This window comes from Streptomyces sp. NPDC090077 (genome assembly GCF_044747545.1).
Classification (GTDB): domain Bacteria; phylum Actinomycetota; class Actinomycetes; order Streptomycetales; family Streptomycetaceae; genus Streptomyces.
The window spans coordinates 1-23939 of the sequence record NZ_JBIVEG010000017.1 but is presented as its reverse complement, the minus strand read 5'-3'; the positions used below and the strand labels follow the sequence as shown (position 1 = coordinate 23939).

Genomic DNA, 23939 nt, shown 5'->3' with positions numbered 1-23939 from the left:
GCAACTGCGGCGTCCGAGGCTTGGTGGTCCGGGGGGTTGCGACGACCACTAGGCAGTTTCCTTCGGATCACCTTGCGGACCAGATGAAGATGGCGGCGAGGTGGAGGCCTGCGAGGTAGATGGTGGCGGTCTTGTCGTAGCGGGTGGCCAGGCCGCGCCACTGCTTCAGCTTGTTGATGCACCGCTCGACGGTGTTCCGCTGCTTGTAGGCCTCACGGTCGAAGGCCGGCGGACGGCCGCCGCGACTGCCGAGCCGCTTTCGGTTGGCGGCCTGGTCCGCGGGCTGAGGAATCACCGCCCGGATTCCACGTCGGCGCAGGTGAGAGCGGATCGCCCGGGACGAATACGCCTTGTCGGCAAGGACCATGCCCGGTGTGATCTTTGGGCGACCGATCCGCCGGGGTACCCGTAATCGGTCCATGACCTGGGTAAACGCGGGTGCGTCACCGGCCTGGCCCGGCGTGAGGACGAACGCGAGCGGCCTGCAGCGACTGTCTGCCGCAAGGTGGATCTTGGTGGTCAGTCCGCCGCGCGAGCGTCCGAGGGCATGATCGGCCGGCTCGCCGGTCGGGGCCCCTTTTGACGGGCCCCGGCGGCGTGCTGGTGGGCGCGGACGATCGTGGAGTCGACCGCGACGACCCAGTCCAGGTCGCCCTCGGCGTCGGCCTGGGCCAGCAGAGCGGTGAAGACCTTCCCCCAGGTGCCGTCGGCGGCCCACATCCGCAGACGGTTGTGGGCGCCCTTCCACGAGCCGAAGTGCTCGGGCAGGTCCATCCACGGAGTGCCGGTGCGGTACTTGAACGCGATCGCGTCGATCACCTGCCGGTGATCACGCCACCGACCGCCCCGCTTCGGGGTCCGGTCCGGCAACAACGGCTCGATGCGGGCCCACTGGGCATCAGTCAACGACACACATCAACCAACGATCCGATGATCTGAAGGAAACGGCCTAGAACCGAAGCGTGACCCCCGGGGCCTTCGTCTTGGCTCCCCGCTGGTCCTTCGGCTCCGGGATGGTGTGCTTGATCTGCCATCTGCGCAGGTAGCGGCGGTTTCGGCGGGAGCTGTAGGCCCTATCGCCGCCGAGGTGGTCAGGCCGGGTGCGCGGGCGGCCGCCGCCTGGGCGCTTGACCCTGATGCGTTCCAGGATCGGGATCAACTGCGGGCTTTCGCCCCGCTGGCCCGGCGTGATCAGCATGGCGAGCGGACGGCGGCCTCCTTCCCCGGCAAGGTGTGTCTTGGAAGTCAGTCCGCCACGGGACCGGCCGAGTCCTTCGTCGGTGTGGTGTTGCCGGGGCGTTGATCTCCGCTTTGGGATCCGGGGTGTTCTGCGCGGTGCACCGGCGGCGTGCCCGTGGGCCGGCACGAGGTGGAGTCCACGCTCACCATGCTCTAGTCGATGCGCCTCTGGGAGTCGGCCTCGGCTTGGACGGCCTGGAGGATCCTCTCCCAGGTGCCGTCCGCCGACCATCGGCGATGGCGCTCATAGACGGTTTTCCAACTCCCGAACCAGTCCGGCAGGTCCCGCCACGGGACACCCGTGCGCACCCGGAACAGGATCCCGTTGATCGCCTTCCGGTGATCGGCCCAACGTCCTCCGCGGCACCCGGCCTTTGGCAGAAGCGGTGCCAGTTGTAGCCACTCGTCGTTCGTAAGATCGCCCCGCCCCACCTAGCAACACAATGGTCCATGCGAGGCGATCACCTGATCCGCCGGACAGAACCTAAGCTGCATCGGACTCTGCAGGTCCATGTGATCTTGCGTCCAGGGGGTGAGGGAGCTGGAGGTGGCGTACGCGTTGGAGGTCCTGGCGGGCGGTTCCGTTCGAGTATGCGCCACCCGATCCGCCCGCAGCAGCGGTCCGGGGCGACGACCTGCCCAGCATGCACACCTTCATCAACGGCCTCGAACGTGACCTTGCAGCTGTCACAGCCGGCCTGACCCTGTCCTGGAGCTCAGGTGTCGTCGAAGGGCCACGTCAACCGCATCAGATGTACGGACGAGCTGGCTTCAGGTTCCTGCGCAAGCGGGTGCTGCTTGCCCCGTGACCTCGTTGTCGGTAGCCAGTGCGACGATCCTCCAGACGGCCATGCAAGGAGAGACATGGGCACTTGGGATACCGGCCCCTTCGACAACGACACCGCCGCCGACTTCGGGGATGATCTGGACGAGGCAGCGTGGGAAGAACGCGAACCCATGATCCGCGGCGTGCTCGTACGTGCCGCCGGCCTCGTGGACTTCCTCGGGGTCTCCGACGGCGAGCGGGCAGTGGCCGCTGCTGCCCTGGTCGTCGCCCAGCATTCTGACGGCGAGCCGGCGTGTTTGAACTATGGCCCATCAGAGCCAGTGCCGGAGTTGCCCGCAGACCTTCGAATGCTCGCCATCGATGCCCTGGACCAAGTGGTCTCCGACCGGTCTGAACTCGCCGAGCAGTGGGCCGAAGCTGCGAACTGGTCGAAGTGGCGTCAGGAGATCACCCGCCTCCGTGACCTCCTTGACCCTCCGATCCCGCCACAAGAGGAAGCCCTGTTCGAGATCTAATCGGTTACCCAAGGTCACAGACCGCAGAACTTGAGCCAGAGCCCCACTTAGAAGTCATCTCAATTGGCTGTCGACAGCATGGAAAGCCGCTGGTAGAGGCGTCTCGACCGTTGTTGAATGCCCTGATGAGTGACTTCTGGACACCAGCCCATCACGCGGTCGACCACGAGGATGCGGAAACCCTGGCCCGCTTGCTCGCCAGCGGTTCCGATCCCGATGAGGTCTTCAGCAACATGACGCTGCTGACGCACGCCATCGATGCCGAGGGGGATGGCGCCCTGCAGAGTGGCCAGCCGTTGACTGTGCACACCACTGCCTTGCTGCTGGCTTTCGGCGCGGATCCGGAACTCGCAGATCCCGACGGTCGCACCCCCTTGGACATGGCTACCCGCTATGCCCATGACCTGGCGGTACAGCTGTTGCGCGCTCACATCAGCAAGCGAGTCGGCGGTAGCAGATGAGGGTGCAGGCGATGCTGGTGAAGGCGAGGAAGTGGTCGGCCTTGCGTTCGTAGCGCCGGTGCAGGCGTCGGCAGCCGGCGAGCCAGGCCATGGTGCGTTCGATGGTCCAGCGGTGTCGGCCCAGTCGCTGCGAGGACTCGACGCCCTTGCGGGCGATGCGGTGGGTGATGCCGCGCTCGCGTAACCATCGCCGAAGGTGGGAGTAGTCGTAGCCTTTGTCGCCGTGGAGCTTTCCCGGCTTGCGCCGCCGGGGCCCGCGGCGGGACCGGATCGGCGCTATGCCTTTCACCAGCGGGATCAGGGCCTGGCTATCGTGCAGGTTCGCTGCCGAGATCCCGACAGAGACGGGCAGACCCGTCCGCTCAGTGATCAAGTGAATCTTTGAGCCGTACTTGCCCCGGTCCACAGGATTCGGACCAGTCAAGTCCCCCTTTTCAAGGCCCGCATGTTCACCGAGTCGAACGCGCACCTCGACCAGTCCAGCCCACCCCGAGAGCCGAGCTCGTCGAGGACCAGGCGGTGGAGCTTGGCCCACACCCGGGCCTTCGACCACTCTGAGAAACGCCGGTGGGCCGTCGCTCCCGACGGCCCGAACGACGCGGACGGCAACTGCTGCCACGTGCAGCCTGACGTAGCCACGAACACGATCGCCGCCAGCACTTCCCGGTCACCGTGCCGACGACGACCACCGCCCTGGGGCCGCGAAGGAACCTCCGGCACCACCCGCTGGAACAGCTCCCACAAGACGTCCGGCACCAGCCGTTCAACAATCCCCGCCACGGCCCACAGCCTACCGACTTCGCCAAATGAGATGACCTCTTAGGGAGGCACCACTACCTGGTGCTGTTCGATTGCGCAGCTCCGGAATGTGAGCACCGACGTTGTCTGGCCGGCGGCTAGAAGAGACCGGCTTGCATGTGGTGCGTGAGGTTGTCGAGGATCTCGCGCAGCCACGTGCTACGGACCGCCGGCAATCGGACCAGGGTGTGCTGGAAGGTTCCGGGGTCGGCTCGGAACAGGTGGTGGGGGCGTGGCGGGGGCGGGTCGTCGCACAGTACGCCGGCGGGCATGGTTCCCGAGGCGGGGAGGTAGAGGTGTGGTTTCGTGTAGGCCATCCACTTCCATATCCCGAACGGCAGCGGCACCGGGCGTGCAGATGCGTCCGGTGTGGCCGGGCTCCAGAGTTCCCCCGTCTGCGGGTGGGTCGGCACGAGGATCATGTCGGCGTCCGGGCCGGGGGCGGACAGTCCCGGACCGGCCAGGACGGCACGTCGCGCTGGCCCGTCCGCGGGCAGCAGGGCGTCGAGGGCGCGTTGGAACACTTCCGTGATCAGACCGGGCGGAACCGTCACCGGTCGGCCGTCGGAAGCTGCCAGGAGGTAGGCCAGGGCCCGACCAGCTGCCGCTTCCCACTGCGGGCTCCATGACCACCAGTGATCCAGCCCGCCGAGCGAGCCCCACCTTCTGATCGGCTCCATCGGGGGCGTGGCTACCCCTTCCTCCAGCAGTTCCTCCCAGGAGAGGATTGCGGAGTCGGAGTCGGTGTCGTCGACGGGGAGGCGGTGCACGGCGTCCGGCACGAGCCAGACCGCCTGCCAGAGTGAGCAGTCGTCGATCCGGCTCGCCACCGGCAGGCCACACGCCTCGCAGGCCATGTTGGGGCCGTCACCCCAGTCGAGGCCGCAGCAGTAGCCGCCGGCTTCGTGCGGGATGAGCACCGTGCCGCGGGCATCCCCGGGGGCGATGACGACGGTGCCGGGTGCGCTGTCGGACAAGGCGTAGAGCGGAGCATAGATACCGCGGGCCGCCGCCTCGCCCGGGTCGATCTTGTCCCACGTCCGCCACGGCGGCCCCCAGGGCTCCGGTTCCACGGCGAATGTGCCCGACTCCATGAGCACCGGGAGCTGGATCCCGTTCCCGTAATTCTGGTGGGCATGAACCGGCAGGGCGACCGGTGACAACGGAATGGTCAGCTCGGCGCCACATCCCGCACACACGAAAACGAACAAATGTCCTCCGCGAAGAAAGCAGGGGGCATCGTCGCAGCTCTGTGGCAGACCTTCCACACATTTCCTCATCCGCGCCGCGGGACTGTGCACCGCCACGATGTGTAACGTCACCGTTCGAATCCCCGACGTGCCGGGAGGCCTCCCGAAGTGTTGAGGATCCGCTGTCGGCTCTCGGTTCTGCCACAGATCTTGGGGCGTAATCGCGGAGGGTCACCTCGGTGTTCGATTGTGAGGAGTCGGTTCGCGTGAGACCGCGTACGCCTTGTCGTCCAACGAACAAAATTGACGCTCCCTCAGGTGTCCGCCGACCGCTGCTGCGGTCGCTTGTGGACGGTGATGGTGCCGGTCATGCAGACCGATCCACCGTTCTGGGACTCGCTGGTGTTCGACGGGATCGACGATGTGGATGTCGAGGCGGCTACGGCCGCGTTCGGCACGGTCGAGGTGGTGACGAGAGGCCGCGCGGCCGGGGCGGCGTGTCCGGGCTGCAGGTGCTTCTCGAGCCGGGTCCACGACCGGTACCAGCGCAGGCTGGAGGATCTCCCGCTCGCTGAGCAGGGCTTTGTGATCCGGCGACGGTGCGACGTTTCATCTGCGGGTCGACGGACTGCCCGCGCCGGACGTTCGCCGAGCCGTTTTGCCGGCTTGCCGGCCCGCACGCACGGTTCACGACCCGGCTCAACCGCGCCTTGGAGCGGGTGGGGCTCGTGCTGGCCGGGCGGGCCGGCGCCCGGCTGGCTGTTCAGCTGGGCTTCGGCGCGGGACGGATGACCTTGGTGCGCAGGCTCATGGCATTGCCCGATCCGCAGTTCAGTACTCCACGTGTGCTGGGCGTGGACGATTTCGCGATCCGTCGCGGCCAGACCTACTCCACGGTCTTGACGAGCGTCGAAGACCATAGTGTGATCGACGTGCTACCGACCCGTGAAGCCGGGCCACTGGCCGCCTGGCTGATCCACCACCCCGGCATGGAGATCATCTGCCGGAACCGGGCGGGCGCCTACGCCGAGGGCGTCCGGCGCGGTGCCCCCGACGCACTGCAGGTCGCCGACCGGTTCCGTCTGTGGCAGGGCCTCGGCCTGGCCTGGCAGTGGAGACCTGCGTCGCCGCCCATCGCGACTGCCTGAGCAGCCCTTCGCCCAGCGGCATACGGCCGGGGCCATCCCGGGTCCTGGCCGGACGCAGGACGAATCAGAGCCCGTCGGCCGGCGAGCCGAGCGCAAGAAGGCAGCGCACGCCCTGGTCCACGACCTCCTTGCCCAAGGCCACTCACGCCGGGCGATCGCCCGGCACCTGGGCTGGGGCGTCAAGACCGACCTCCGGTACGCGAACGCCGCACGCTGGCAGGACACCATCTGTGAAAATCCGGCCCCGGCCCAGCAGGCTGGATCCCTACAAGCCCTACCTGGAGCGGCGATTTGCCGAGGGATGCACCAGCGTCACCCGCCTCCACGGTGAACTTCTCGCCGACAATGCGCCCGTCACCTACCAGCTGGTTCGCGCCCACATCGCCACCCTGCGCACGGCTCCGGCCAGCGCGCTACGCCGGGCGCCGACGGTTCGGCAGGTGACCGGCTGGCTCACCCGTCACCCCACCACTCTGACCGAGAAAGATCGCGTGGGCCTGAAAGACGTTCTGGCTCGGTGCCCCGAACTGGACACAGCCGCCGGACACATCCGGGACTTCGGCGAGATACGCAGCGGCCGCCTTGGCAGCACGCTCTCGGCCTGGATCGACGCAGTTGATGGAAGCCGGCTACCTGGTCTTACCGGTTTCGCACTCTTCTCCGAGACCTCGACGCCGTGACAGCCGGACTCACCCTGGACTGGAGCTGCGGCAGCATTGAGGGCGCCGTGAACCGCATCAAGAAGATCAAGAGGCAGCTCTACGGGCGAGCCGGATTCGAACTTCTACGCACGATGATCCTGCTCCAGTGACCCTCGGCAACGACTGCCCAGGATCTTGGTCGCGTCGGGTCAGGCCAGCTCGACGAATCGGTGGACGCGAAAGGACGTCAGGTCATCGGGCTCGATGCTTGCCGAGTCCACCCGGTAGCGGCCAGCCCCAAGTTCGAGAACAGTGCTGTCCGTGAGTGTTCCTACCTCGGTGCCGAGGTAGGCGGCATCGAACATGACAAGCTCTCCAGTCGTGCTCAACACAGGCCCTCCCTCCCACTCTGCGGTGGGCAGTCCAGCCCGGATGATGTCAGCGACACCCTCCTCGCTCTCCGCGTAGCACCATCGGACGAGGACTCGGTGCTCAGGAAAGTAGGTGGTGGACAGCGGTTCGTCCCAGAGGACCAGTGCCTCGGCTCCGTCGGGCAGTGCAAGGACTCCGACGAAATCCATCACCTCGCAGGCCCGGTCGTAGTCGCCCTCGGTTCCCGACCATTGCGCCAGCGCGGAGCGTGGAACCACTATGAACGGGCCGCCCTCCGTCTCCAGCCACGTCAAAGACATGCCGCCTCCAGCTTCAGGATCTCGGTTCGGGCGACAGCGTATGTGCTGGGTCGGACAGGGCAACGCCTCGCACCTCTGGTGCGCGGTGACAGGCCTGGGCTCCGCGACTATCGCTTGCAATCGAACATGGCGGTCACCCTCCGCGATCGCTCCCCAAGATCTGGGCCAGAACCGAGTTTGGTTCTGGCACAGGTTCCGTGCAGTCGCCACGGTGAGTAACGGCTGAGCTTTCCCGAGCCGCATGCGAAGTGGCCCGAAAACAGATGGTGGTCAGGGCCGCTGGGCTGACAGTCCGGGCCGTGGAAGAGGTCGTGCTCCGACTGAAGGAGCTGCTGTTCCCGACGGTCGCGGACATCGCGGTGCTGTCGGTGGACGTGGAGATGGAGAAAGTGCGTCTTGCTGCGCGGTGCACCACGGCCGGCGCTGCCTGCCCGGGCTGCGGAGCCTGCTCGACCCGGGTCCACAGCTCCTACCCTCGGTTTCCCGCTGATGTCCCGAACGCCGGACGAAGCGTCGTACTCCAGCTACGGGTCCGGCGGTTCCGGTGCGGGAACACCAAGTGCCCACGCCGGACGTTCGTGGAGCAGATCCCCGGCCTGACCCGCAGGCATGGCCAGCGCACCGAGCGGCTGCGTTCCGCCCTGACCTCAGTCGGCCTTGCCCTGGCCGGCCGGGCTGGCGCCCGCTTGGCTGCCGTGCTCGGCATGTCCATCAGCCGGAGTACGGTCTTGCGCCTGGTCGAAGCGCTGCCCGAGCCGGGGGTGTCCATGCCGCGGGTGGTCGGCGTCGACGAGTACGCCACCCGCAAGGGCCGCCACTACGGCACTGTCCTAGTGGACGTCGAAACCCGCCGTCCGATCGATCTCCTGCCTAAGCGAGAAGCGTCGAGTCTGGCCGCCTGGCTCGCCCAGCGGCCGGGTGTCGAGGTCGTCTGCCGGGACCGGGCGCCGTTCTTCACAGAAGGCGCCGCAGCCGGACCACGCCTCCGAGAGGAAGCCGTCCAGTTCACCCTGGCCGATGGGCCACCGGTTCGCCAAGCGCACCCGCTCCAAGCACGCCACCGTTCACGCGCTGCTGGCCGCCGGGCACAGCAAGAGGTCCGTGGCCCGGCAACTCGGCGCGAGTCAGAACACGGTCCTGCGGTTCTCCCGTGCTGACAGGCCCGAAGACCCTCTTCGACGGACAGTGGCAGAACCGGACGTCCGTCCTCGACGAGTACAAGACCTACCTCCACGACCGCTGGACCGAAGGGTGCACCAACGCCTGGAAACTCTGGGAGAAGATCGTGCCCCTCGGCTACGAAGGCAGCTACCAGCGGGCCCGTGCCTGCCTGCACAAGAAGCGCACCTCGCCGCACCCGGTGACTGCCCGCCCGCCTTCACCCCGGACGGTCGCCGGATGGGTCCTCAGACGCCCGGAAACCCTCACCGAGCTCGAACAACTCCACCTCAAGACCATCCGCACCCACTGCCCCGAACTCGACGCCCTCACCCGGCACGTCCACTCCTCCGCGGCAATGCTCACCGACCGCCAGGGCGAGCGCCTGTCCGACTGGCTCGACGCCGTCCGGCAGAACGACCTGCCCAGCCTCCACACCCTGGCTGCCGGCGTCGACCGAGACCGTGACGCCGTCATCGCCGGCCTCACTCTGCCCTGGAACTCCGGAGTCGTCGAAGGCCACGTCAACCGGATCAAGATGCTCAAACGCCAGATGTTCAGCCGCGCCGGCTTCGATCTCTTACGCAAGCGAGTTCTACTGGTGTGACGACCTATACCTGCTCTTCGTACACATCGATTTCGGCGGGCACACGAGCAAGAACCGGTTCGAGGTTCCCCTCCATGGCGGCGAACCACTCGTCGAGGTTCGCATCGGCGTCGTGGAAGAACCAGGAATCGTAGCTCCCCAGGGCATCCAGGACGGGTTCGCACTCGTAGCGAAGTTCGCAGTGAACCTGCACGTAGTGCTCGTGCTCACCCTCGTCGTCACTGATGTCGAACTGTCGCGTGAGGTCCACAGTGAACATCGGTCGCCCGCTGAAGGCGTACGTGCCGTACTGGAAGAGCAAGCCGTCTGAGTCGGGAGTGGGCGCGGTGGCAAAGCGCTGCCGCGCAAATCGCATGAAGGCCAGCCGTGCAGCCCGAGTGGTCAACTCGGTTTGCGTCGAGCGCCCGACTTCCAGCTCGGCACGCAGGACATCAAGGGCTGTCTCCATCCGTGGTCTGCCGTGCACGCCAGATCTCCTCGGTCCGTGAATCAGCACCCTAACCTCGTAGTGCCGGATCAAACCCAGCCCTGATCAGCGAGGCAACTACCTCCCGAGGCGCAACGCTCAGTCACTGCTGCACGGAACCTGAGCCAGAACCCGGGTTCGGGAGGCACCTGCCGCTGACCTGATGGTGTGCCCAGCCTCCAGGCGCCGAACGCTGTGAACCGTGCTGCCGACATCGTCACCAGCTGCAACCAGGCTGGCGACTGCACCATCAGGCAGGAGCTCTCCAAACCCTCGGATGTGTCTCTGCCGGACCGGTCGGTAGGGTCTCGGAGACGAGAGAAGAGATCCTCCGATGGACTCCCGCATACCCCGCATACGCTCCAAGCTGGCGAAGATCCCGTACCAGGCGCAACGCAGCCACTCCGCCTGCGGGGAAGGCCACCGGTTCCGCCTCGGTCCACGCATCAACGCTTCAGAAGCCGACGCCTTCGAGGCGGAGCACCACATTGTCTTGCCCGCGGCCTACCGAGCGTTCCTCATCGAACTCGGGGGCAGCGGTGCCGGCCCCTTCTACGGTCTTCTTCCGCTGGATGAGTGCAGGCTGTTCACGATGAACCGGAAGCCGTCGGACGGCAGCCCCCGGGGATTCACTCATGTGGACCACCCGGACGCCCTGCAGGGTGACCTGTTCCTCCACATCATCGAGATGGGCTGCAGCGATCTGTGCCTCATCGGAGTGACCGGTCCCCTTGCCGGCCGTGTCGTCACCGGCAACGCGGACGGCTTCTGGCCTCCGAACGTTTCCTCGGCGCAGGACTTCCTCAGCTGGTACGAGCGCTGGCTCAACCACATGCAGGACGGCAAAGACAACGCCGCGCTGGGCCTGTCCTCCCCGGCAACCGTCGCGACCGCCCCGTGGGGTCCCCGCGCCACAGCCGGTTCTCGCCGACGGCACCCCGTACATCGACCAAACTGCACTCCGTGACCGCACCGCGGAGGAGGAACGGCAAGGCAACTCAGGGCCTTCGCCGAGGGGACCACCAAACCGCCGACCTGGCCGTCAGTGGCTCCCGAACCCGTTCTTGTGTACAGAGCCGGGTCCGGGGCCGGGGCCGGATCAGGAGCAGCAGGGGCGGGGGCGGAGATGTCCTGTGGTGCGGCAGGCGCCGGGTTCGGGGCGGGGGCGGGCCGGGCGGCGGGCACCACGGCCGCGGGTCCGGCCGATGCGGCGGCGGGCTGGGCCAGGTGGGAGGCGACGGCCCGGTCGACGCCGACGCCTGGCCGTGCGCGGCGGTCAGGAAGGCGGCAACGTCGACACCCTGCCGGTCAGTGACGGGGCGGAGGAGTGATCGTTTGCACGGTGGGCACCGGCCCCCGCGCCTCCGATACCCCTGCAGGGCCCGCCTTGCCGCCGAGGGCACCGCGCCGGCTCCCCCCACCGAGTTCGAGCCCGAGCCCAATCCCGTACCCGGCCCCCGACATGAGGGCGGCCCGGCGCCCGGGCACCGGGCATCACCCACGCACGCCAATGCCCTACCGGCACGGGCCACCCCGACCCTGACCGGCCCCGCCCATCACCTCCGGCCGGCTCGTACCCAGACCGCCCACCACCCCTTCGCACGGGTGCTCTGCCGCATTCCCAACTCCCCGCCCAGCCAGGGGCGTAGCGTGGTCGCATGAGCGATGTGGAGGCCACGAGCCCGAAGCTGCCGCCGTCGTACCCGCCCAAGTCGCCGCCCCCGCCGAAGAAACCGGTGGAGGCGCCCCGCCCGCAGCCCGCGGTGAAGCCCTCGAAGCAGGTGGAGGTGCGCGCGCAGCCCCGCATGATCGTGCGGAACCGGCGCACCGTCGCCCTCACCTTCCGCGCCGACCCATGGGCGCCCAAGAAAGCCGCCCGCCAGGCCGTGGAAGCGCTGCACGGCTGGGGCTACCCGGGCCTCGACGAAGGCGACGCGGCGACGGCCGTCCAGCTGCTCGTCACGGCCGCCGTGACGGACGGGGGCAAGCGGATCAGCGTGCACCTCGGCGACCAGGACCACAAAGTGCTCATCGCCGTACTCAGCCACGTCGCCGGGCCGCCCGACGAAACCGTGCTCAGCAAGGTCGCAGCGCTGGCCACGGTCGACTCCGCAGGCACCGACACCGGAGACGACGGCCGACGCATCTGGGCCGTCCTCGACACCACACCCCGCCCCAAACACAGCGGACACACCGCAGCCTGAAACCCGAACGCGAGGCGGCCCGGTGGTACTGCCCCACGCATGCTGGGCACCGGGCCTTGCCCGGGCACGCCATATCGGCACGGGCTACCCGCACCCTAACCGGCCCCCCGGCCGGACCCCGGAGGGCCGGCAGCGGCCTAAAGGGTGTTGCAGAAGGCTCGGTGTTGGGCATTTTGCCTGTATGGGTGGGGTGTTGCGGGCTGAGTCGGTGTGGGTGGAGACGTTCACGGGCTTGCGGATGGAGCGGTTCGCGAAGCTGGTGAAAGTGGTCCGGGAGCGGGGCGGGAACGGGCCCGGTGGCGGCCGGCCGTGGTGCCTGCCGCTGGCTGACCGGGTTCTGCTGGTGGCCGTGTACTACCGCACCAACCTCACAAGTCGAACGCCTGTGGATCGTGGACGGCACCCTCATCCCGGTCCGCGACCGGAAGGTCGCCGCCTCCTCCCACAACTACCGGTTCTCGGCGAACGTGCAGGTCATCATCGACGCCGACAGTCGTCTGGTGGTCGCGTCGGCCCGGCCAGCGCCCGGCAACAAGGCTGATGCCCACGTCTGGCGCGAGTCGGACCTGCCCGCCGCAGCGGCCGGGACGACGGTGATCGCCGACGGCGCCTACCTCGGCACCGGGCTGATCGTCCCGCACCGCAGAAGGGCCGGACGGCCCCTCCTGCGCGGCCAGGAGGAGGACAACGCCGAACACCGGCGCGTCCGGGCCCGCGTCGAGCACACCTTCGCCCGCATGAAGAACTGGAAGATCCTCCGCGACTGCCGCCAGAAAGGAGACGGCCTCCACCACGCCGTCCAAGCCGTCGCCACCCTGCACAACCTCACCCTCACCGGGTGAAACAGCAGGTCAGACGTCCCTTCGACCTGCCCGAACCCGACCTTCTACAACACCCTTTAGATTGACGTTTAACCTCCGATCACGCTCGGCAACGATCTTCCGCCGTCAGCCGCTCCAGCTCGCGTACTGCGGCGTGGACGTCGTATGTCCGCAGGACAGGCTTGCGCAGCCGGTCCTGCGGCCACATATCCCAGACCCAGTACTCCGCTCTGCGGTTTGGGCTGTTGTAGTCGTCGTAGCAGTACACGATGCAAGGGCCCAGGCATTCGGCCGTCGCGAAATCGGAGCTCGTCGCGAGGCATAGGGAATTGTGGCTGGAGAAGGGGAAGAAGCGCACGAGCGTGCTGGATCGCGCCGTGCGCCACAGCAGCTCCTCGATTGGCGGCACCCACGAGTTGATGCACCGGTGATGGCTATCGGTCTCCGCCGCGTGCCGGATGCGTGCGTCCCACTCGGGATCCACTTCCGTCATACGCCCAGTGTGACTATTGGCCCGCGAACACGGAACAGGCGGCACGGTTCAGCTTCCCTCCTGCCCGGTCCGCCGGGGCTTGGTACCAATCTGGTGGTGTGCGGGACGGCTGTAGGACTCGCTGGTGGCGATGACCCGCCCGACGTCATAGCGGTTGGCAGGCTGCCGGTTTGGGGATCCGTGAGGACGTCCGGGGCCTGGGTGCATGGGTTTCGGTGGACCGGCTGGCGTGCCGGTCTTCGCCCGGACGTTCCTGAACCCGCGCCGGACCCGGGCCGGGGTAAGTCTGTGTGGTTCCGCCGGGCGTTCCCACGGCCGGCGGAGGTCCCGTGCGAGGGATCGGGCGAGCCGGAGCTGGGCGTGAGCAGGCGAGGAGGTTCGCGGAGCTGGTCTCGCCCATCCGCTCCAGGCCGAGGAGCTGCTCGCGGGTCAGGGTGAACAGATCGGCGACGTCCTTGACCAGGCCGGCTTCCACGAGCTGGATCGCACACGTGCTGCCGCCGAGGCCCTCGATGTCGAGCTGGTCGCGGCCGACGGCGTAGATCACCGAGGCCACGGCCTGGCAGCTCCGGCCGCGTACGCACCGCCACAGCTGTTCGGAGGTGTCGATGGCGTCGCCGCAGCGGGGGCACGTCCCGAGGAAATCGATCGGGCTCTCGGCCCCGGTGCGCTGGTCGACGAGCGGTGCCTCGACACGCGGGATCACGTCTTCGGCCCGGTACACGGACACCTGGTCGCCGATCATGAGCCCGCGACGGGTTGTGGAGGGTGGCGTAGGTGACGGTCACCCCGTCGATGACGACGGGTTCGAGGACGGCGCGCGGGCGATGATCCCGGTGCGGCCGACGTTCCACTCGACGGTCAGCAGACGCGTCACCTTGTGCTCGGCGGCCAGTCTGCGGGCCACCGCCCATCTCGGGGCGCGCGAGCCGTTGCCGGCCCGACGCTGGTCCTCGGCCGCGTCGGCCTTCACGACGACGCCGTCGATCCCGAACGGCAGGTCCCCGCGCAGACCGGCGATCACGTCGATACGTTCCTGCACCTGCTCCAGCGTCTCGCACCAGGCCGGGGCGGCCGCCGTGGTCGCGCCGAGCGCGGCCGGCCTCTCCAGCAGCGCGAGGTGCAAGAACTGACGCGCCGGGCGGCAGAGCGCCGCTCGCCGGCACCGGACGCCGTCGCCGGACCACCGCCTGACCCGCGAGCCACCGGTGCGCGGGATCGCGCCGGCCGGCGTCACCGCGTCCGGTCGGGGCCCGTCCGGGTCGGGGTCGGGGTCGGGGGCCGGTGGCGGTGGTCGCGTGGCGAGATGCCGTAGGTGGCGCGGAAGCTGCGGCTGAACGCGGCACCGTCCGCGAAGCCCCAGCGCGCACCGACGGCGTGCACGGGCAGGGCGGACAGGCGAGGGTCGCGCAGGTCCGTCGAGGCGCGTTCCAGCCGGAGTCGGCGGATCGTGGAGGCCACGGACGCCTCGCGGGCGGCGAACAGCCGGTGCAGGAGCCGCACGGAGATGTGGTGCCGGGCGGCGATGACCTGCGGGGAGAGCCCGGGGTCGGTCAGGTTGTCCGCGATGAAGGTGTCGATGCGGGACAGCAGCATCTGGTGGCGCGTCCGTGGGGGCAGGCGGTCCGTGGCGTCGAGGTGGTGGGCGAGGAAGGCCGTGGCCAGGTCCGAGGTCACGGCGCCCAGCCGCTCGGCTCCGCCGTCGTCGAGGTGTGCTGCCTGTTCCGCGACGGTGGTGAGGTGGCGCGCGAGGATGGCGCCGAAACCGGAGGTCGAGGGCAGCCCACGCGCCAGCAGGGCGTGCACCCTGGCCTCCGGGAGGGGGACGAGGGCGCGCGGGAGGTGAAGGATGACGGCGCGGGCCTCCCCCCGGTCGACGCGCTCGCCGTACGCCGGACTGCCGTACGCCGGATCGCCGTACGCCGGGCCGGCGGCCGATGCGCTGCGGTACGGGAGGCTGGAACTCCACAGGTTGAAGTCCCCGGTGGACAGTTGGGCTTCGCCGTCGGCCTGGGCCATGCGCATCGATCCGCCGAGCACCAGGGTCAGTTCGTACGTCTCGGGGTCGGAGCGGCGGATCAGTCGGTCGCCGCGCTCCGTGCTCATGGCGGGGAACGTGGCCGTGGCGAGTCGTACGGTGCCCAGCGGCAGGATCTCCATGCGGCCCGCGAACTCGGCGGGGCGGGCGGCGGTGACGCTGGTGGGACCGGCGCCCCGGATGACGGTTTCGCGCCATGCCTCGAAACGGTGCTCCGGCGGCATGTCCGCCGTGTCGAAGACCGTGAGACCCATGAGCCCCTCCCCCAAGTCGGCCGACTGACCACCCTCGGCGGGAGGCCGGCCGCCGTCCATGCGGCGGGAGCGGGGCTGTCCTGATGCGGCCGACGGCCGGGCGCGGGAGCGGAGGAGCGTCGCCGGCGGCTGCCCTGTGGAGGCGGGGGTGGGCGGCCGGTGAAGCGGAGAGGGAACGCGGCGTCGGGGCGGTACGGACCGGGGGGCCGGGGTTTGGCGTGTTCGCGGCGCCGGACGGGGCCCGGATCAGGGGAGGACGGCGCCGGTCACGGCGTCCACGACGGTCCTCGGACTCTCCGCCGCCAGGTCCGGGGAGGTGCTGGGGGCGGTGGTGTTCGAGGGGTTCGTGGGTTCCGTGGGGAAGGACCAGGCCGGGCGCCAACCGGCGGTGGAGCGTACGGCCAACAGGATCGGGACGCCGAACGTGCGGCCCCGGCGCGCGGCCTGCGCGGCGGCGCGTGCACGGGCCTCGTCGACCAGGGCCGGCGGCAGCGTCGGATCGGGTTCGTCCACGGCCGCGAAGGACGCGACGGCCCCGGCGCGGTCCACGACGACGTCGAGCCGCATCGGCATGAGGACGCCGTCCACCCGGTGCCGCCACGACACCAGCCGGCGCCCCGTGTCACCGACGGGCCACGAGGTCGTCCCGGCCCGGCCGGCCCAAGGGAAGTGGGCCCTCATGTACCGCTGCGCCCGCTCGACCTGTTCGTCCGCCGCCACGGCCGCACCCGTCGCGGGACCGTCGGCTTCCACGCTGCGGGTGCCGCGCAGCGGTGTGAGGGAGGGCCAGGCGAACGAGGTGAAGCCGCTGCCCGAGGAGACCACGACGCCGCTCTCCGTATCACCGTCCCAGGCGATACGGGTGATCGGGACGCTCTCGCCCCACAGGTCCCGCGCGGCCCGTTCGACGGCGGCACGGCGGCCGGGTGACAGTTCGGGAGCGGCTCGGGCATCGGGCTCCGGCCGGACCATGGTGGCGAGCACGACGGCGAGGAGCGCGCAGGCGGTGGCGCAGGCGTAGAGCGGCCCACGGGCGGGCGGCACGGTGACGCGTGGCGGACGTCGACGCCGCTCCCACAGGCGGGCGGCGAGGACGGCGAGGGCCGCGCCGATGACGTTGGCCGTCAGGTCGTCCACGTCGCAGGCCCGGGCGAGTGTCGGGATCGCCGCCTGCGTCAGCTCCGTGGCCAGGCTCAACAGGACGGAACCGAGCAGCACCGGCAGGGCGCGTCCGGTGAGTCGGGCGGCCAGGAAGGCAGCGGGCGCCGTCAGCAGGAGGTTGAGGTACCACTGGGTGTCCGGGCCGTGGGTGAGGAAGGTGTGCCCGCTGGTGCACACGCCGGCGAGGCCCTGACCGCCCGCCGGGGCGGGGGTGAGCGTCACGGCGAGGGCGAAGGCGAGGGCGCAGCCGAAGAGCATCGGGCCGGGGAGCGCGGCGCCGCGCCGGCGGGCAATGACGGCGGCGGCGGGTACGAGGAGGGCGGTGAGCAGCAGGAAGGCCGCCCGGATGGTGGGGGTTTCGAGGAGGAAGAGACGGTCCGTGTCCATCCGAGTCCGTCCTGTGTCGGCCCTGCGAGTGGGTGGGTGGTTGGGTGGGTGGACGCCCGGTGTCCCGGGGCGGCATCGGGCGCCGCCGCCCCGGGAGGCGGTCAGCAGACGCTGACCGGAGGGACCTCGTACCGCTTGCCCGCGGTGTCGAGGAAGCCGACCACCGCCGAGCAGTCGCTGTAGTCGGCGCGGGGCCAGGTGAAGTAGTAGGTGGTTTTGGCGGGCTGGTTGAAGGCCCCGTTGTCCCACCAGGTGCCGCCCCGGTTGTAGTGGCCGAAACGGGCGGTGATGGGGGATCCACCGGTCTTCTCGTAGGAGTCGGTCACCTCGGCGGAGTCGCCGACGCGGTTGGCGAGCCAGGTGCACAGCACACCGTTGGACAGCTTGGTGCAGGCGGCGGTGCGGGCCTGGGCCGGAGCGGCGAAGCCGATCGTGGTCAGGGCGAGGGTGATGCCGACGAGCGCGGATGTCCTTCTGCGCATGGGTGTTGTCCTCCTGAACGACGTACGGGAGCGCGGGTGTACGGGATACGGGTATGCGGAGGGACAGGCGGATGCGGGCCTACGGACACATCGGCCCCTACGGCCTCGCAGGCAGCGTCGCCGTCCCCTACAGGGTGGTTCTCAGCCGTGCCATTTCGTCAGCCGGGACTTGCCCCAGTCCTCGTTCGGCTTCTTGAACCCGGCCCTGATCTTCGCGTTGTCCGGCCAGTAGAACATGTTCCCGTAATTGGAGTCGGAGGTCTCGAAGAAGCCGAGCAACTGCCAGGTCTTGCCGTCGTCGTACGAGCGGTCTATCCACCCCTGGAAGCGCCCGCAGCCGCTGGCGACCGTGAGCCTGCCCCAGGCGTACCAGGCGTTGTCCTTACGGCCGGAGCGCAGCTCCAGGGTGGCGCAACCGGGTGCGCTGACCCGGTCGTCGGTCTCCGTCTTCTCCCACGAGTAGTCGCCGGGGTCCTTGTCGTCGCACTGGTAGCCCCAGCCGCAGGGCAGCCCCGCCGCCGCCGGGTCGACCATGCCGTCCGGGCGCGGAACACCGGACGCGGACACGGCAGCGGATACGGGCACGGGTTCCGCCGAGGCGGTCCCGGTCAGCGGAGCCAGGGTCAGGCCGAGGGCCATGGCAACGGCCAGGGCGGGCTTCTTGAACATCGGGTCTTCCTTCCGGTCTGCGGGACGGGACGTACGAGGAAGAACGGGCGTACCGCCCGGCTACGGGCTGCGCCGGGTCGATCCGATGTCGAGTATGGGGAGGCCACCCCGTCAGGGTCCTTGGCCGTGCGTGCCGGTTTCCTTGTCACGGCGTGCACTCACCGCCGACCGCCGACACGCGGCAGCGGCCACCATCCGGAGACCCCGATACCTCTGGACCCCGCGACCGGGAGGTGCAGTAGAGCCGGACTTCGGCGCAGCGCGGGCTCAGCCCAGTGAACGGGGCTGTCCAAGAGGGGGCCGACGCCGTGATCACTCCAGCCCCAGCAAGATCATGACGCCAAGCCGGGGCCCTGTAGCACCACCCCGTCCTGGGCAGCCTGGCCAGGGCCTCACGTATAGCTGCACCATGCTCGAGGCACCGCCGAGACCGGCACGACGATCTGATGAGGAGCGGGACGTGGGAAGTCTGTTGAGGAGCGTCTCCGGGGTCCGCTGGGGAGAGCTGCGCGACGCGACGGGCGCCGCGGCCGGCGGCATCCCCCCTCTGCTGTCCCGGATCGCATATGGGGATGAGGACACGGCCCGCATCGCCATCGATGAGCTGGGTGATGCCGTCTGTGCGCTGGGGTTCGTCGTCAGCGAGGCGACAGCTCCCACGGTCCCGTTCCTTCTCGAACTAGCCGGGTCCCCGCAAGTGGCCTGCAAGGCCGAGTTGTTGGGCCTGCTGGGAAGCATCATTCGGACCGACCAGTGGCACTCCGCTGCTGCGTCGACCCAGAACCGCAAGCACGACGCGAGCTACCGGCAGCAAACCGGCTGGGAGGCGGCTGCAAGGGCAGCCGTGTATGCGGGCCGGTCGGTCATCGAGGGTGTTGCCTCCTCCATACGGCCAGAGGAGGCAACGCCTGCTCGGAAGCTGTTGCAGGTGATGGACGACACCCCGCCGTTCCCGGAGCTATGAGCGGCCCTTGCGGGACGGCCCTTAAACTTGCCGCCGTTTATGGTCCGGCGTCGAACGAGGGTCGAACTTGTTCGGTGTTTTCCCAGTTCACCAGCTGTGCGAAGGACCGCGGGCCGATCCTGTACTGAGCGACAACGCAGTACGGAGGTCGGGGTCGTGGTACTGGTCGAGCACGAGGTTCAACGAGACGCACTGACGCTGGTGGCGGAGTTCCGCACGGAGTTGTACGCGTGCATGGCCGCGCGGGCCGACGCCTTGTTCGAGCTGTGCGACGCGTTGCTGTGCACCGACGGTCCAGTCCGCACCCTTGTGGACCTCGCGCTCGCTCCCGAGCATCGGCGCGGGCACGGGGCCCTGTACTCCGGGATCAACCAAGGTCGGATCGACGTCGCCCGGCTGCGGCGGGCACTGGCCGGTGTTCCGCTTCCCCGCGCCGGTGGCGGTCGGCTGGTACTGGCTGCGGACGTCTCGCCGTGGTTGCGGCCGGACGCCGACACCTCCTCGGACCGCTCCTTCGGCCATACCTCCGGCCGGGGCCTGGGTAAACACCGGATGGTGCCCGGCTGGCCGTACTCGACCGTCGCCGCGCTGGAGAAGGGCCGGACTTCGTGGACCACGCTGCCGGACGCCATCCGGCTGGAGCCCCTCGCCGACCTGGCCGCCGTCACCGCCGAGCAAGTCCGCGACGTCGTCCAACGTCTCATGGACGCCGGCCAGTGGCGGGACGGGGATCCAGAGGTCTTGGTCGTGCTGGATGCGGGCTACGACGCTCCCCGCATCGCCCACCTCTTGGCCGACCTGCCGGTCGGGGTTCTGGGCCGACTGCGCTCGGACCGGGCAATGCGCAGGCCGGTTCCGGTGCCGTGGATCTGCCCTCCGCAGGGCGGACGCCCGCCCGAACACGGAGGTGAGTTCGTCTTCGGACGGCCTGAGACCTGGGGCGAGGTCACCGCAGTGACCGCCACCAACACCGACCGATACGGGGCGGCGACCGCGCAGGCCCGGTACCGGCTCCACCCGCGGCTGACCCGGCGAGCAGCATGGCTCGACCACGAGGGCACGTTGCCGGTCATCGAGGGCACCGTGATCCGGTTGACGGTCGAGAAGCTGCCCAGCGGCGGGGTGAACAAGCCCGTCTGGCTGTGGTGGTCCGGCGCCGGCGCCACCACGCAGGACGTCGACCTGTGCCGGCAGTCCTTCCTGAGGCGCTTCGACGTCGAGCACACCTTCCGGCTCCTCAGGCAGACCCTCGGCTGGACCCGGCCCAAGCTCCGGGACTCGCAAGCCGCCGACTGCTGGACACGGCGCGTCCTTGCCGCACACGCTCAACTCCGCCTTGCCCGCCCTCTCGTGCGTGATCTGCACCGTCCGTGGGAGAGGCCAGCGGAACCGAACAGACTCACCCCTGCCCGGGTCCGCACGAAGACCGGCACTCCAGCCCGTGCACCAAAACCCACCCGCCCCGGCCCTGGCCGCCTGCCCGGCTCGAAGAACCAACGAACAGCCACCCGCTACACCGTCGGACGCGTCCTCGCCACCGGCGAGCCCTACACCAGGCCCGCACACCACCAGGTCGGCACCAAACCCCGCAGAACAGGCTGACAAGCGGCATCGAGGATCAGCACACTGAGCGCATGCGATACGAGGAGAAGGCGAAGCTCACCGCCGCGAGAGCCCTGGTCCCGGCAGCCATTCTTCTCACCTCACCAGTGCTGCTGATAGCCGGAGCCCCCTCCGCCGCCGATACCTCCGCCACGTCTACCGGGACGCCTCTGGGCCGAGTTCGCGGCATTCGACGGTGTGCAGGGCGCCCTTCAGCATCAGCACGGCCGCCAGCTGGTCTGCGCCGGCGTAGCCCGGCAGCGGCGCCTTCCCTTGTCCGAGGGTGCCTATGAGCGCTGTCTGGTCCGTCTGGTGCTTGCTCATCGTGCGGATCTCCTTCTACCGGGGTCGATGGGGTTCAGGGCCTGTTCGCGGTGGAGTCGTACCAGGCGGTCAGCTGGACGGGGTCCTGCGGCATGGAACGGATCAGGTGAAGGAGCCTCTCGCCGACGGGACGGACCTTGGCGAGGGCCAAGGCGGACAGGTCGGTGGTGCGCAGGGCGGCGAGGCCGGCGAGATGCCGCTCTTCGAAGGTGCGCGCGCCGCGAGGCTGTCCGAGACGGCGAGGTACTGGGTGACGAACAGGTCGAGCGCCGCGCGGTGGGCGGCGAGGTGTCGCAGGTAGGCCGGGCTGTCGACGGTAGTGGTGTTGGCGGCCTCCCCAGGGTGGGGTGAGGGAAGCCCGCACCAGTCGCTGATGAGAGCAGTGTGGGTGGCCGGGCCGTCGGTACGCCGGTGGCCGTCGGCTGCTCCCTGGGCGAAGTCCGCGCGCTCGTGGAGGTGGCACAGGATGCTGGCGAAGGTGAAGAAGCCCAGAACGTAGTCGGCTCCGGTGATGACCGACCGGATCGTCGGCTCGTCCGACACCGCCGCGGGCAGCAGCAGGCGCTGCTTGTGGTGTTCGCGCTGGAAGGGCAGGCACACAACGGCCTCGATCGCGGCGTGCTCGGCAAGCAGAACGGCGGCGCTCTGCGAGGGCGCGGCCTCGCGCTCCCATTCCACGGTGTCGTCTTCGTCGGCGAGGTCGCTCAGCCCCCGTGTGTGCAGGCTGACGCGGTAGACGCCGGTGGTGGTGGCGGTCAGGGTCAGGGTGCCCTCGCGGTCGGCGAGCGGCTGGGTGTGCTGAAGCGTGCCGTCTGTGTCCCGGTTCCAGTGCAGGCTGTTGGTGGGGCGGGTCGCGGCGGCGAGCGCCCAGTCGAGCAGGTGGACGAGCTCTTCCTGGCCGGTGCTGGCGAGATCGGCGAGGGAGGTGTCCGAGGGCCGGCTGGAGGCGTGCCGACCGAGGCGCTGGAGGTCTGTCTCGGCGAGGTCGGTGACGGCCTCGGCTCCGGGCGGGAGGCAGGGGTCGCTTCCATGGACCGTTCCTTCGGGGTACGTGCGGCAGTTGCCTGCCCAGCCTCCGGCGGCGTACACGCTGGCGTGGTCGGGGTCGGCGAGGATGCGGGCGGCGACGTCGAGAACATGCTCGGAGGCCTCGATCAGGACCCGGTCCGTCCGGAGGCCCGCGATGTGGCAGAGGGCGCGGGCGGCGGGGCGATCGGCGGTGCGGGACGGCGCGCGGCCAGGTTCGACCTCGGTGAGGAGGTCAAGCGCGGCCGTGCGCGGGTCCGCGGGGCCCGAGGCGGGAATCGAGACAGTGGGCCACAGGGCCGGCGGGACGGACCAGGAGGTCCACAGGGGCAGGACGGTGGGGGTGGCTCGCAGGCCTCGATCAAATGGAGGGCGCTGTGATGGCGGGTGGTGAACAGGTGGACGTGACCGCTGAGGCGGGTGAGGGGGTCGAGGAGCCGGATCGGGCGCAGGGTGGCGCTGAGGTGGTCGGCGATGCCCGCGAGTTCGGTGTCCTGGGCGGCGATGTATTCGGGCTCGCGGCGCAACTGGGGGATCCAGTGCGGCATCAGGCCGCTCTGGTCGGCGGACCGGCGACCGAGCGCGGCACGCCAGTCGGTCTCGCTGAGGCCGGCGAGGACCATCGTCATGCCGGGCAGCGTCAGGGCGATCCCGTCGAGGCGGCCGGCCCAGCGCAGGCCTGCGACGCCTGCCCCCCTCCTCTCGGAAGGCGAGGGCGTCGATCCACTGGTCCAGCTGGGAGGGCACGATCCGCACCACCAGTTCGTCGGCGCGGGGGGGGTGAGGTGGCGGATGCCGAACGGGCCGTCGGCCGGGGTGGGGCGGTGTCGGCCGTAGGCGGCGATGAGTGCGTGGAAGATCCGTGCCTCGCCTCGGGCCTGTTCGGGCGTGCGTGTCGGGATGAGGTGCGCGACGTCGGTGAGCTCGGCTCGGGCCGTGTCTTCGGGCTCGCCCGTGGCCATCTGGCGCAAGGCGACCGGGGGAACGGCCCTGTCGGTCGTGCGCAGGCGAGGAGCTTCGGGGACGGGTCAAAGTGTGATCACCAGGACGAGGAGGGCCAACACCGTGCCTGCTGTGAGCGCGGTCCCCACGCCGGCGAATACCACGTACAACGTCCTGGAATCCCAGCCTCGGATCTCGAAGCGGCGGGGGTTGGCCGGGTCGTACAGGACGGTGACGGACCTACCGGTGCCGAAGGCGGGGAGAACAGTGCCGCGGCCGAAGTTGGAGGGGTACGTGTACTCGTGCCCGTCCCGGGCTGTCCACGCGACGACCGGGTGGTGGTACTTGGCTCCGTCGTCGTCTCGCCTGGTGTGATGGCGCACGACTCGCCCCACTGCGGTGATTCCGCTGCGGCGAAGCGCGCTGGCGCGGCGCAGTCCGTAGACGCCCACGCAGAGGAAGCTCACCCCGATCAGCAACGGGATGAGCGAGAAGAGCCATTCGTGTTCCATGTGGTGTCCGACGTCCGAGTGACTTCCGTGGTTGCTGCGGCCGGCTCTCCCCGCATGACTGCCGCTGTCGAGCACGGGCCTGCCCGTCGCCGCACACCAGTGCGGCGACGGGCAGGCCTTCGCGGGAACGCTGCTCGGTCCGCCTGCGTGATGGGGAATCCCGCCGGCCGCCGACTGCGCGCTCGAGGACCGGGGCCGGCTGGCTCCACCGCACCGCAGACAGTGGACCGCAGCGCGGCAGGGCAGGCGTGAACGCCGCGCCAGACAGGGCGAGGGGCGGACCGGCTGTCAGTCCTTGATCTTGTACTCACAGGGCTTGGGTGACTTGCCCTCCTGGTTGTCGGCGACCTGCTTGCCG

25 protein-coding genes and 3 pseudogenes are annotated in these 23939 nt (G+C 69.5%); 12 read left to right on the top strand and 16 right to left on the bottom strand.

What is annotated here, in order from left to right; all coding sequences use genetic code 11:
* Positions 1–67 precede the first annotated feature (67 nt).
* Both ACIPW5_RS25360 and ACIPW5_RS25355 read right to left on the bottom strand, forming a co-directional pair.
* A protein-coding gene (locus tag ACIPW5_RS25360; protein WP_401249095.1) for an IS5 family transposase occupies positions 68–912 on the bottom strand; the annotation gives its coding sequence in 2 pieces (ribosomal slippage) (positions 68–556 and positions 559–912; 843 coding nt in all).
* Positions 913–930: 18 nt separating this feature from the next.
* Positions 931–1671 (bottom strand): annotated as a pseudogene (locus tag ACIPW5_RS25355) (IS5 family transposase); the annotation flags it as partial.
* Between the two features lie 432 nt (positions 1672–2103).
* On the opposite strand from ACIPW5_RS25355, the gene ACIPW5_RS25350 reads away from it, so the two are divergent.
* Positions 2104–2541, top strand: a complete 438-nt coding sequence (locus tag ACIPW5_RS25350; RefSeq protein WP_401249093.1) for a DUF4259 domain-containing protein — start codon at positions 2104–2106, stop codon at positions 2539–2541.
* A 125-nt stretch (positions 2542–2666) separates the two neighbouring features.
* A complete protein-coding gene (locus ACIPW5_RS25345) occupies positions 2667–3002 on the top strand; it encodes an ankyrin repeat domain-containing protein (RefSeq protein ID WP_401249090.1) in 336 nt (111 codons plus the stop codon).
* Here the strand turns inward: ACIPW5_RS25345 and ACIPW5_RS25340 are convergent.
* Together ACIPW5_RS25340 and ACIPW5_RS25335 are read right to left on the bottom strand one after the other, a co-directional pair.
* Positions 2974–3773, bottom strand: a protein-coding gene (locus tag ACIPW5_RS25340; RefSeq protein WP_401249453.1) for an IS5 family transposase whose coding sequence is annotated in 2 segments (ribosomal slippage) — positions 2974–3434 and positions 3434–3773 — 801 coding nt in all. Because the reading frame shifts where the segments join, the coding sequence is not laid out codon by codon here. The two genes, ACIPW5_RS25345 and ACIPW5_RS25340, sit on opposite strands and share 29 nt — an antisense overlap.
* A 125-nt stretch (positions 3774–3898) precedes the next feature.
* Positions 3899–5011, bottom strand: coding sequence for a hypothetical protein (locus tag ACIPW5_RS25335; RefSeq protein WP_401249452.1), 1113 nt, complete (start codon positions 5009–5011; stop codon positions 3899–3901).
* Between the two features lie 578 nt (positions 5012–5589).
* On the opposite strand from ACIPW5_RS25335, the gene ACIPW5_RS25330 reads away from it, so the two are divergent.
* From ACIPW5_RS25330 to ACIPW5_RS25320, 3 genes are all read left to right on the top strand, one after another.
* Positions 5590–6138, top strand: a complete 549-nt coding sequence (locus tag ACIPW5_RS25330; RefSeq protein ID WP_401249088.1) for a transposase — start codon at positions 5590–5592, stop codon at positions 6136–6138.
* A 230-nt stretch (positions 6139–6368) separates the two neighbouring features.
* Entirely contained in the window at positions 6369–6818 is a 450-nt protein-coding gene (locus ACIPW5_RS25325; RefSeq protein WP_401249085.1) for a hypothetical protein, read from the top strand.
* Complete coding sequence (locus ACIPW5_RS25320; protein ID WP_401249082.1) at positions 6815–6949, top strand: hypothetical protein; 135 nt, start codon at positions 6815–6817, stop codon at positions 6947–6949. Before ACIPW5_RS25325 ends, ACIPW5_RS25320 begins: the two co-directional genes overlap by 4 nt.
* A gap of 39 nt (positions 6950–6988) precedes the next feature.
* Here ACIPW5_RS25320 and ACIPW5_RS25315 read toward each other — a convergent pair whose 3' ends face one another.
* Positions 6989–7471, bottom strand: a complete 483-nt coding sequence (locus ACIPW5_RS25315; protein ID WP_401249079.1) for an Imm21 family immunity protein — start codon at positions 7469–7471, stop codon at positions 6989–6991.
* A 299-nt stretch (positions 7472–7770) separates the two neighbouring features.
* Here ACIPW5_RS25315 and ACIPW5_RS25310 point away from each other — a divergent pair, with 299 nt between their 5' ends.
* Positions 7771–8628, top strand: a complete 858-nt coding sequence (locus ACIPW5_RS25310; protein WP_401249076.1) for an ISL3 family transposase — start codon at positions 7771–7773, stop codon at positions 8626–8628.
* Complete coding sequence (locus ACIPW5_RS25305; protein ID WP_401249073.1) at positions 8622–9236, top strand: transposase; 615 nt, start codon at positions 8622–8624, stop codon at positions 9234–9236. The genes ACIPW5_RS25310 and ACIPW5_RS25305 overlap by 7 nt, the downstream gene beginning before the upstream one ends.
* Positions 9237–9240: 4 nt before the next feature.
* On the opposite strand, the gene ACIPW5_RS25300 is transcribed toward ACIPW5_RS25305, so the two are convergent.
* Positions 9241–9702: a hypothetical protein gene (locus tag ACIPW5_RS25300; RefSeq protein ID WP_401249071.1), complete on the bottom strand. Its 462-nt coding sequence runs from the start codon at positions 9700–9702 to the stop codon at positions 9241–9243.
* A 334-nt stretch (positions 9703–10036) separates the two neighbouring features.
* Here ACIPW5_RS25300 and ACIPW5_RS25295 point away from each other — a divergent pair, with 334 nt between their 5' ends.
* The 3 genes and pseudogenes from ACIPW5_RS25295 to ACIPW5_RS25285 all read left to right on the top strand — a co-directional run bounded on the left by ACIPW5_RS25295 (position 10037) and on the right by ACIPW5_RS25285 (position 12748).
* Complete coding sequence (locus ACIPW5_RS25295) at positions 10037–10669, top strand: SMI1/KNR4 family protein (RefSeq protein ID WP_401249068.1); 633 nt, start codon at positions 10037–10039, stop codon at positions 10667–10669.
* A 691-nt stretch (positions 10670–11360) separates the two neighbouring features.
* Positions 11361–11906, top strand: a complete 546-nt coding sequence (locus tag ACIPW5_RS25290; protein ID WP_401249065.1) for a hypothetical protein — start codon at positions 11361–11363, stop codon at positions 11904–11906.
* Between the two features lie 181 nt (positions 11907–12087).
* A pseudogene (locus ACIPW5_RS25285) lies at positions 12088–12748 on the top strand (transposase family protein).
* Between the two features lie 79 nt (positions 12749–12827).
* Here ACIPW5_RS25285 and ACIPW5_RS25280 read toward each other — a convergent pair.
* The 7 genes and pseudogenes from ACIPW5_RS25280 to ACIPW5_RS25250 form a co-directional block, all read right to left on the bottom strand.
* Positions 12828–13220: a hypothetical protein gene (locus ACIPW5_RS25280; protein ID WP_401249062.1), complete on the bottom strand. Its 393-nt coding sequence runs from the start codon at positions 13218–13220 to the stop codon at positions 12828–12830.
* A 48-nt stretch (positions 13221–13268) separates the two neighbouring features.
* A pseudogene (locus ACIPW5_RS25275) lies at positions 13269–13622 on the bottom strand (transposase); the annotation flags it as partial.
* Between the two features lie 382 nt (positions 13623–14004).
* Complete coding sequence (locus ACIPW5_RS25270) at positions 14005–14346, bottom strand: hypothetical protein (protein WP_401249060.1); 342 nt, start codon at positions 14344–14346, stop codon at positions 14005–14007.
* Positions 14347–14453: 107 nt separating this feature from the next.
* On the bottom strand, positions 14454–15512 hold the full coding sequence (locus ACIPW5_RS25265) for a helix-turn-helix domain-containing protein (RefSeq protein ID WP_401249058.1): 1059 nt from the start codon (positions 15510–15512) through the stop codon (positions 14454–14456).
* A gap of 246 nt (positions 15513–15758) precedes the next feature.
* Positions 15759–17060 carry a VanZ family protein gene (locus tag ACIPW5_RS25260; RefSeq protein ID WP_401249056.1) on the bottom strand — a complete coding sequence of 434 codons (1302 nt, stop codon included), beginning with the start codon at positions 17058–17060 and terminating at the stop codon, positions 15759–15761.
* A 101-nt stretch (positions 17061–17161) separates the two neighbouring features.
* The gene (locus ACIPW5_RS25255) at positions 17162–17542 is read right to left on the bottom strand and encodes a hypothetical protein (RefSeq protein WP_401249054.1); all 381 of its coding nucleotides are present in this window, start codon (positions 17540–17542) and stop codon (positions 17162–17164) included.
* A gap of 141 nt (positions 17543–17683) precedes the next feature.
* Entirely contained in the window at positions 17684–18211 is a 528-nt protein-coding gene (locus ACIPW5_RS25250; protein ID WP_401249051.1) for a hypothetical protein, read from the bottom strand.
* Positions 18212–18620: 409 nt separating this feature from the next.
* Here ACIPW5_RS25250 and ACIPW5_RS25245 point away from each other — a divergent pair, with 409 nt between their 5' ends.
* The gene (locus tag ACIPW5_RS25245) at positions 18621–19175 is read left to right on the top strand and encodes a hypothetical protein (protein WP_401249049.1); all 555 of its coding nucleotides are present in this window, start codon (positions 18621–18623) and stop codon (positions 19173–19175) included.
* A 156-nt stretch (positions 19176–19331) separates the two neighbouring features.
* Positions 19332–20777 carry an NF041680 family putative transposase gene (locus ACIPW5_RS25240; RefSeq protein ID WP_401249046.1) on the top strand — a complete coding sequence of 482 codons (1446 nt, stop codon included), beginning with the start codon at positions 19332–19334 and terminating at the stop codon, positions 20775–20777.
* A gap of 156 nt (positions 20778–20933) precedes the next feature.
* On the opposite strand, the gene ACIPW5_RS25235 is transcribed toward ACIPW5_RS25240, so the two are convergent.
* The 3 genes from ACIPW5_RS25235 to ACIPW5_RS25225 all read right to left on the bottom strand — a co-directional run bounded on the left by ACIPW5_RS25235 (position 20934) and on the right by ACIPW5_RS25225 (position 23581).
* Complete coding sequence (locus ACIPW5_RS25235) at positions 20934–21101, bottom strand: hypothetical protein (protein WP_401249045.1); 168 nt, start codon at positions 21099–21101, stop codon at positions 20934–20936.
* Positions 21102–21203: 102 nt separating this feature from the next.
* Positions 21204–22190 (bottom strand): hypothetical protein, encoded by a 987-nt coding sequence (locus ACIPW5_RS25230; RefSeq protein WP_401249043.1) that lies wholly within the window; start codon positions 22188–22190, stop codon positions 21204–21206.
* A 965-nt stretch (positions 22191–23155) separates the two neighbouring features.
* The gene (locus ACIPW5_RS25225) at positions 23156–23581 is read right to left on the bottom strand and encodes a DUF3592 domain-containing protein (protein WP_401249041.1); all 426 of its coding nucleotides are present in this window, start codon (positions 23579–23581) and stop codon (positions 23156–23158) included.
* Positions 23582–23939: the final 358 nt, after the last annotated feature.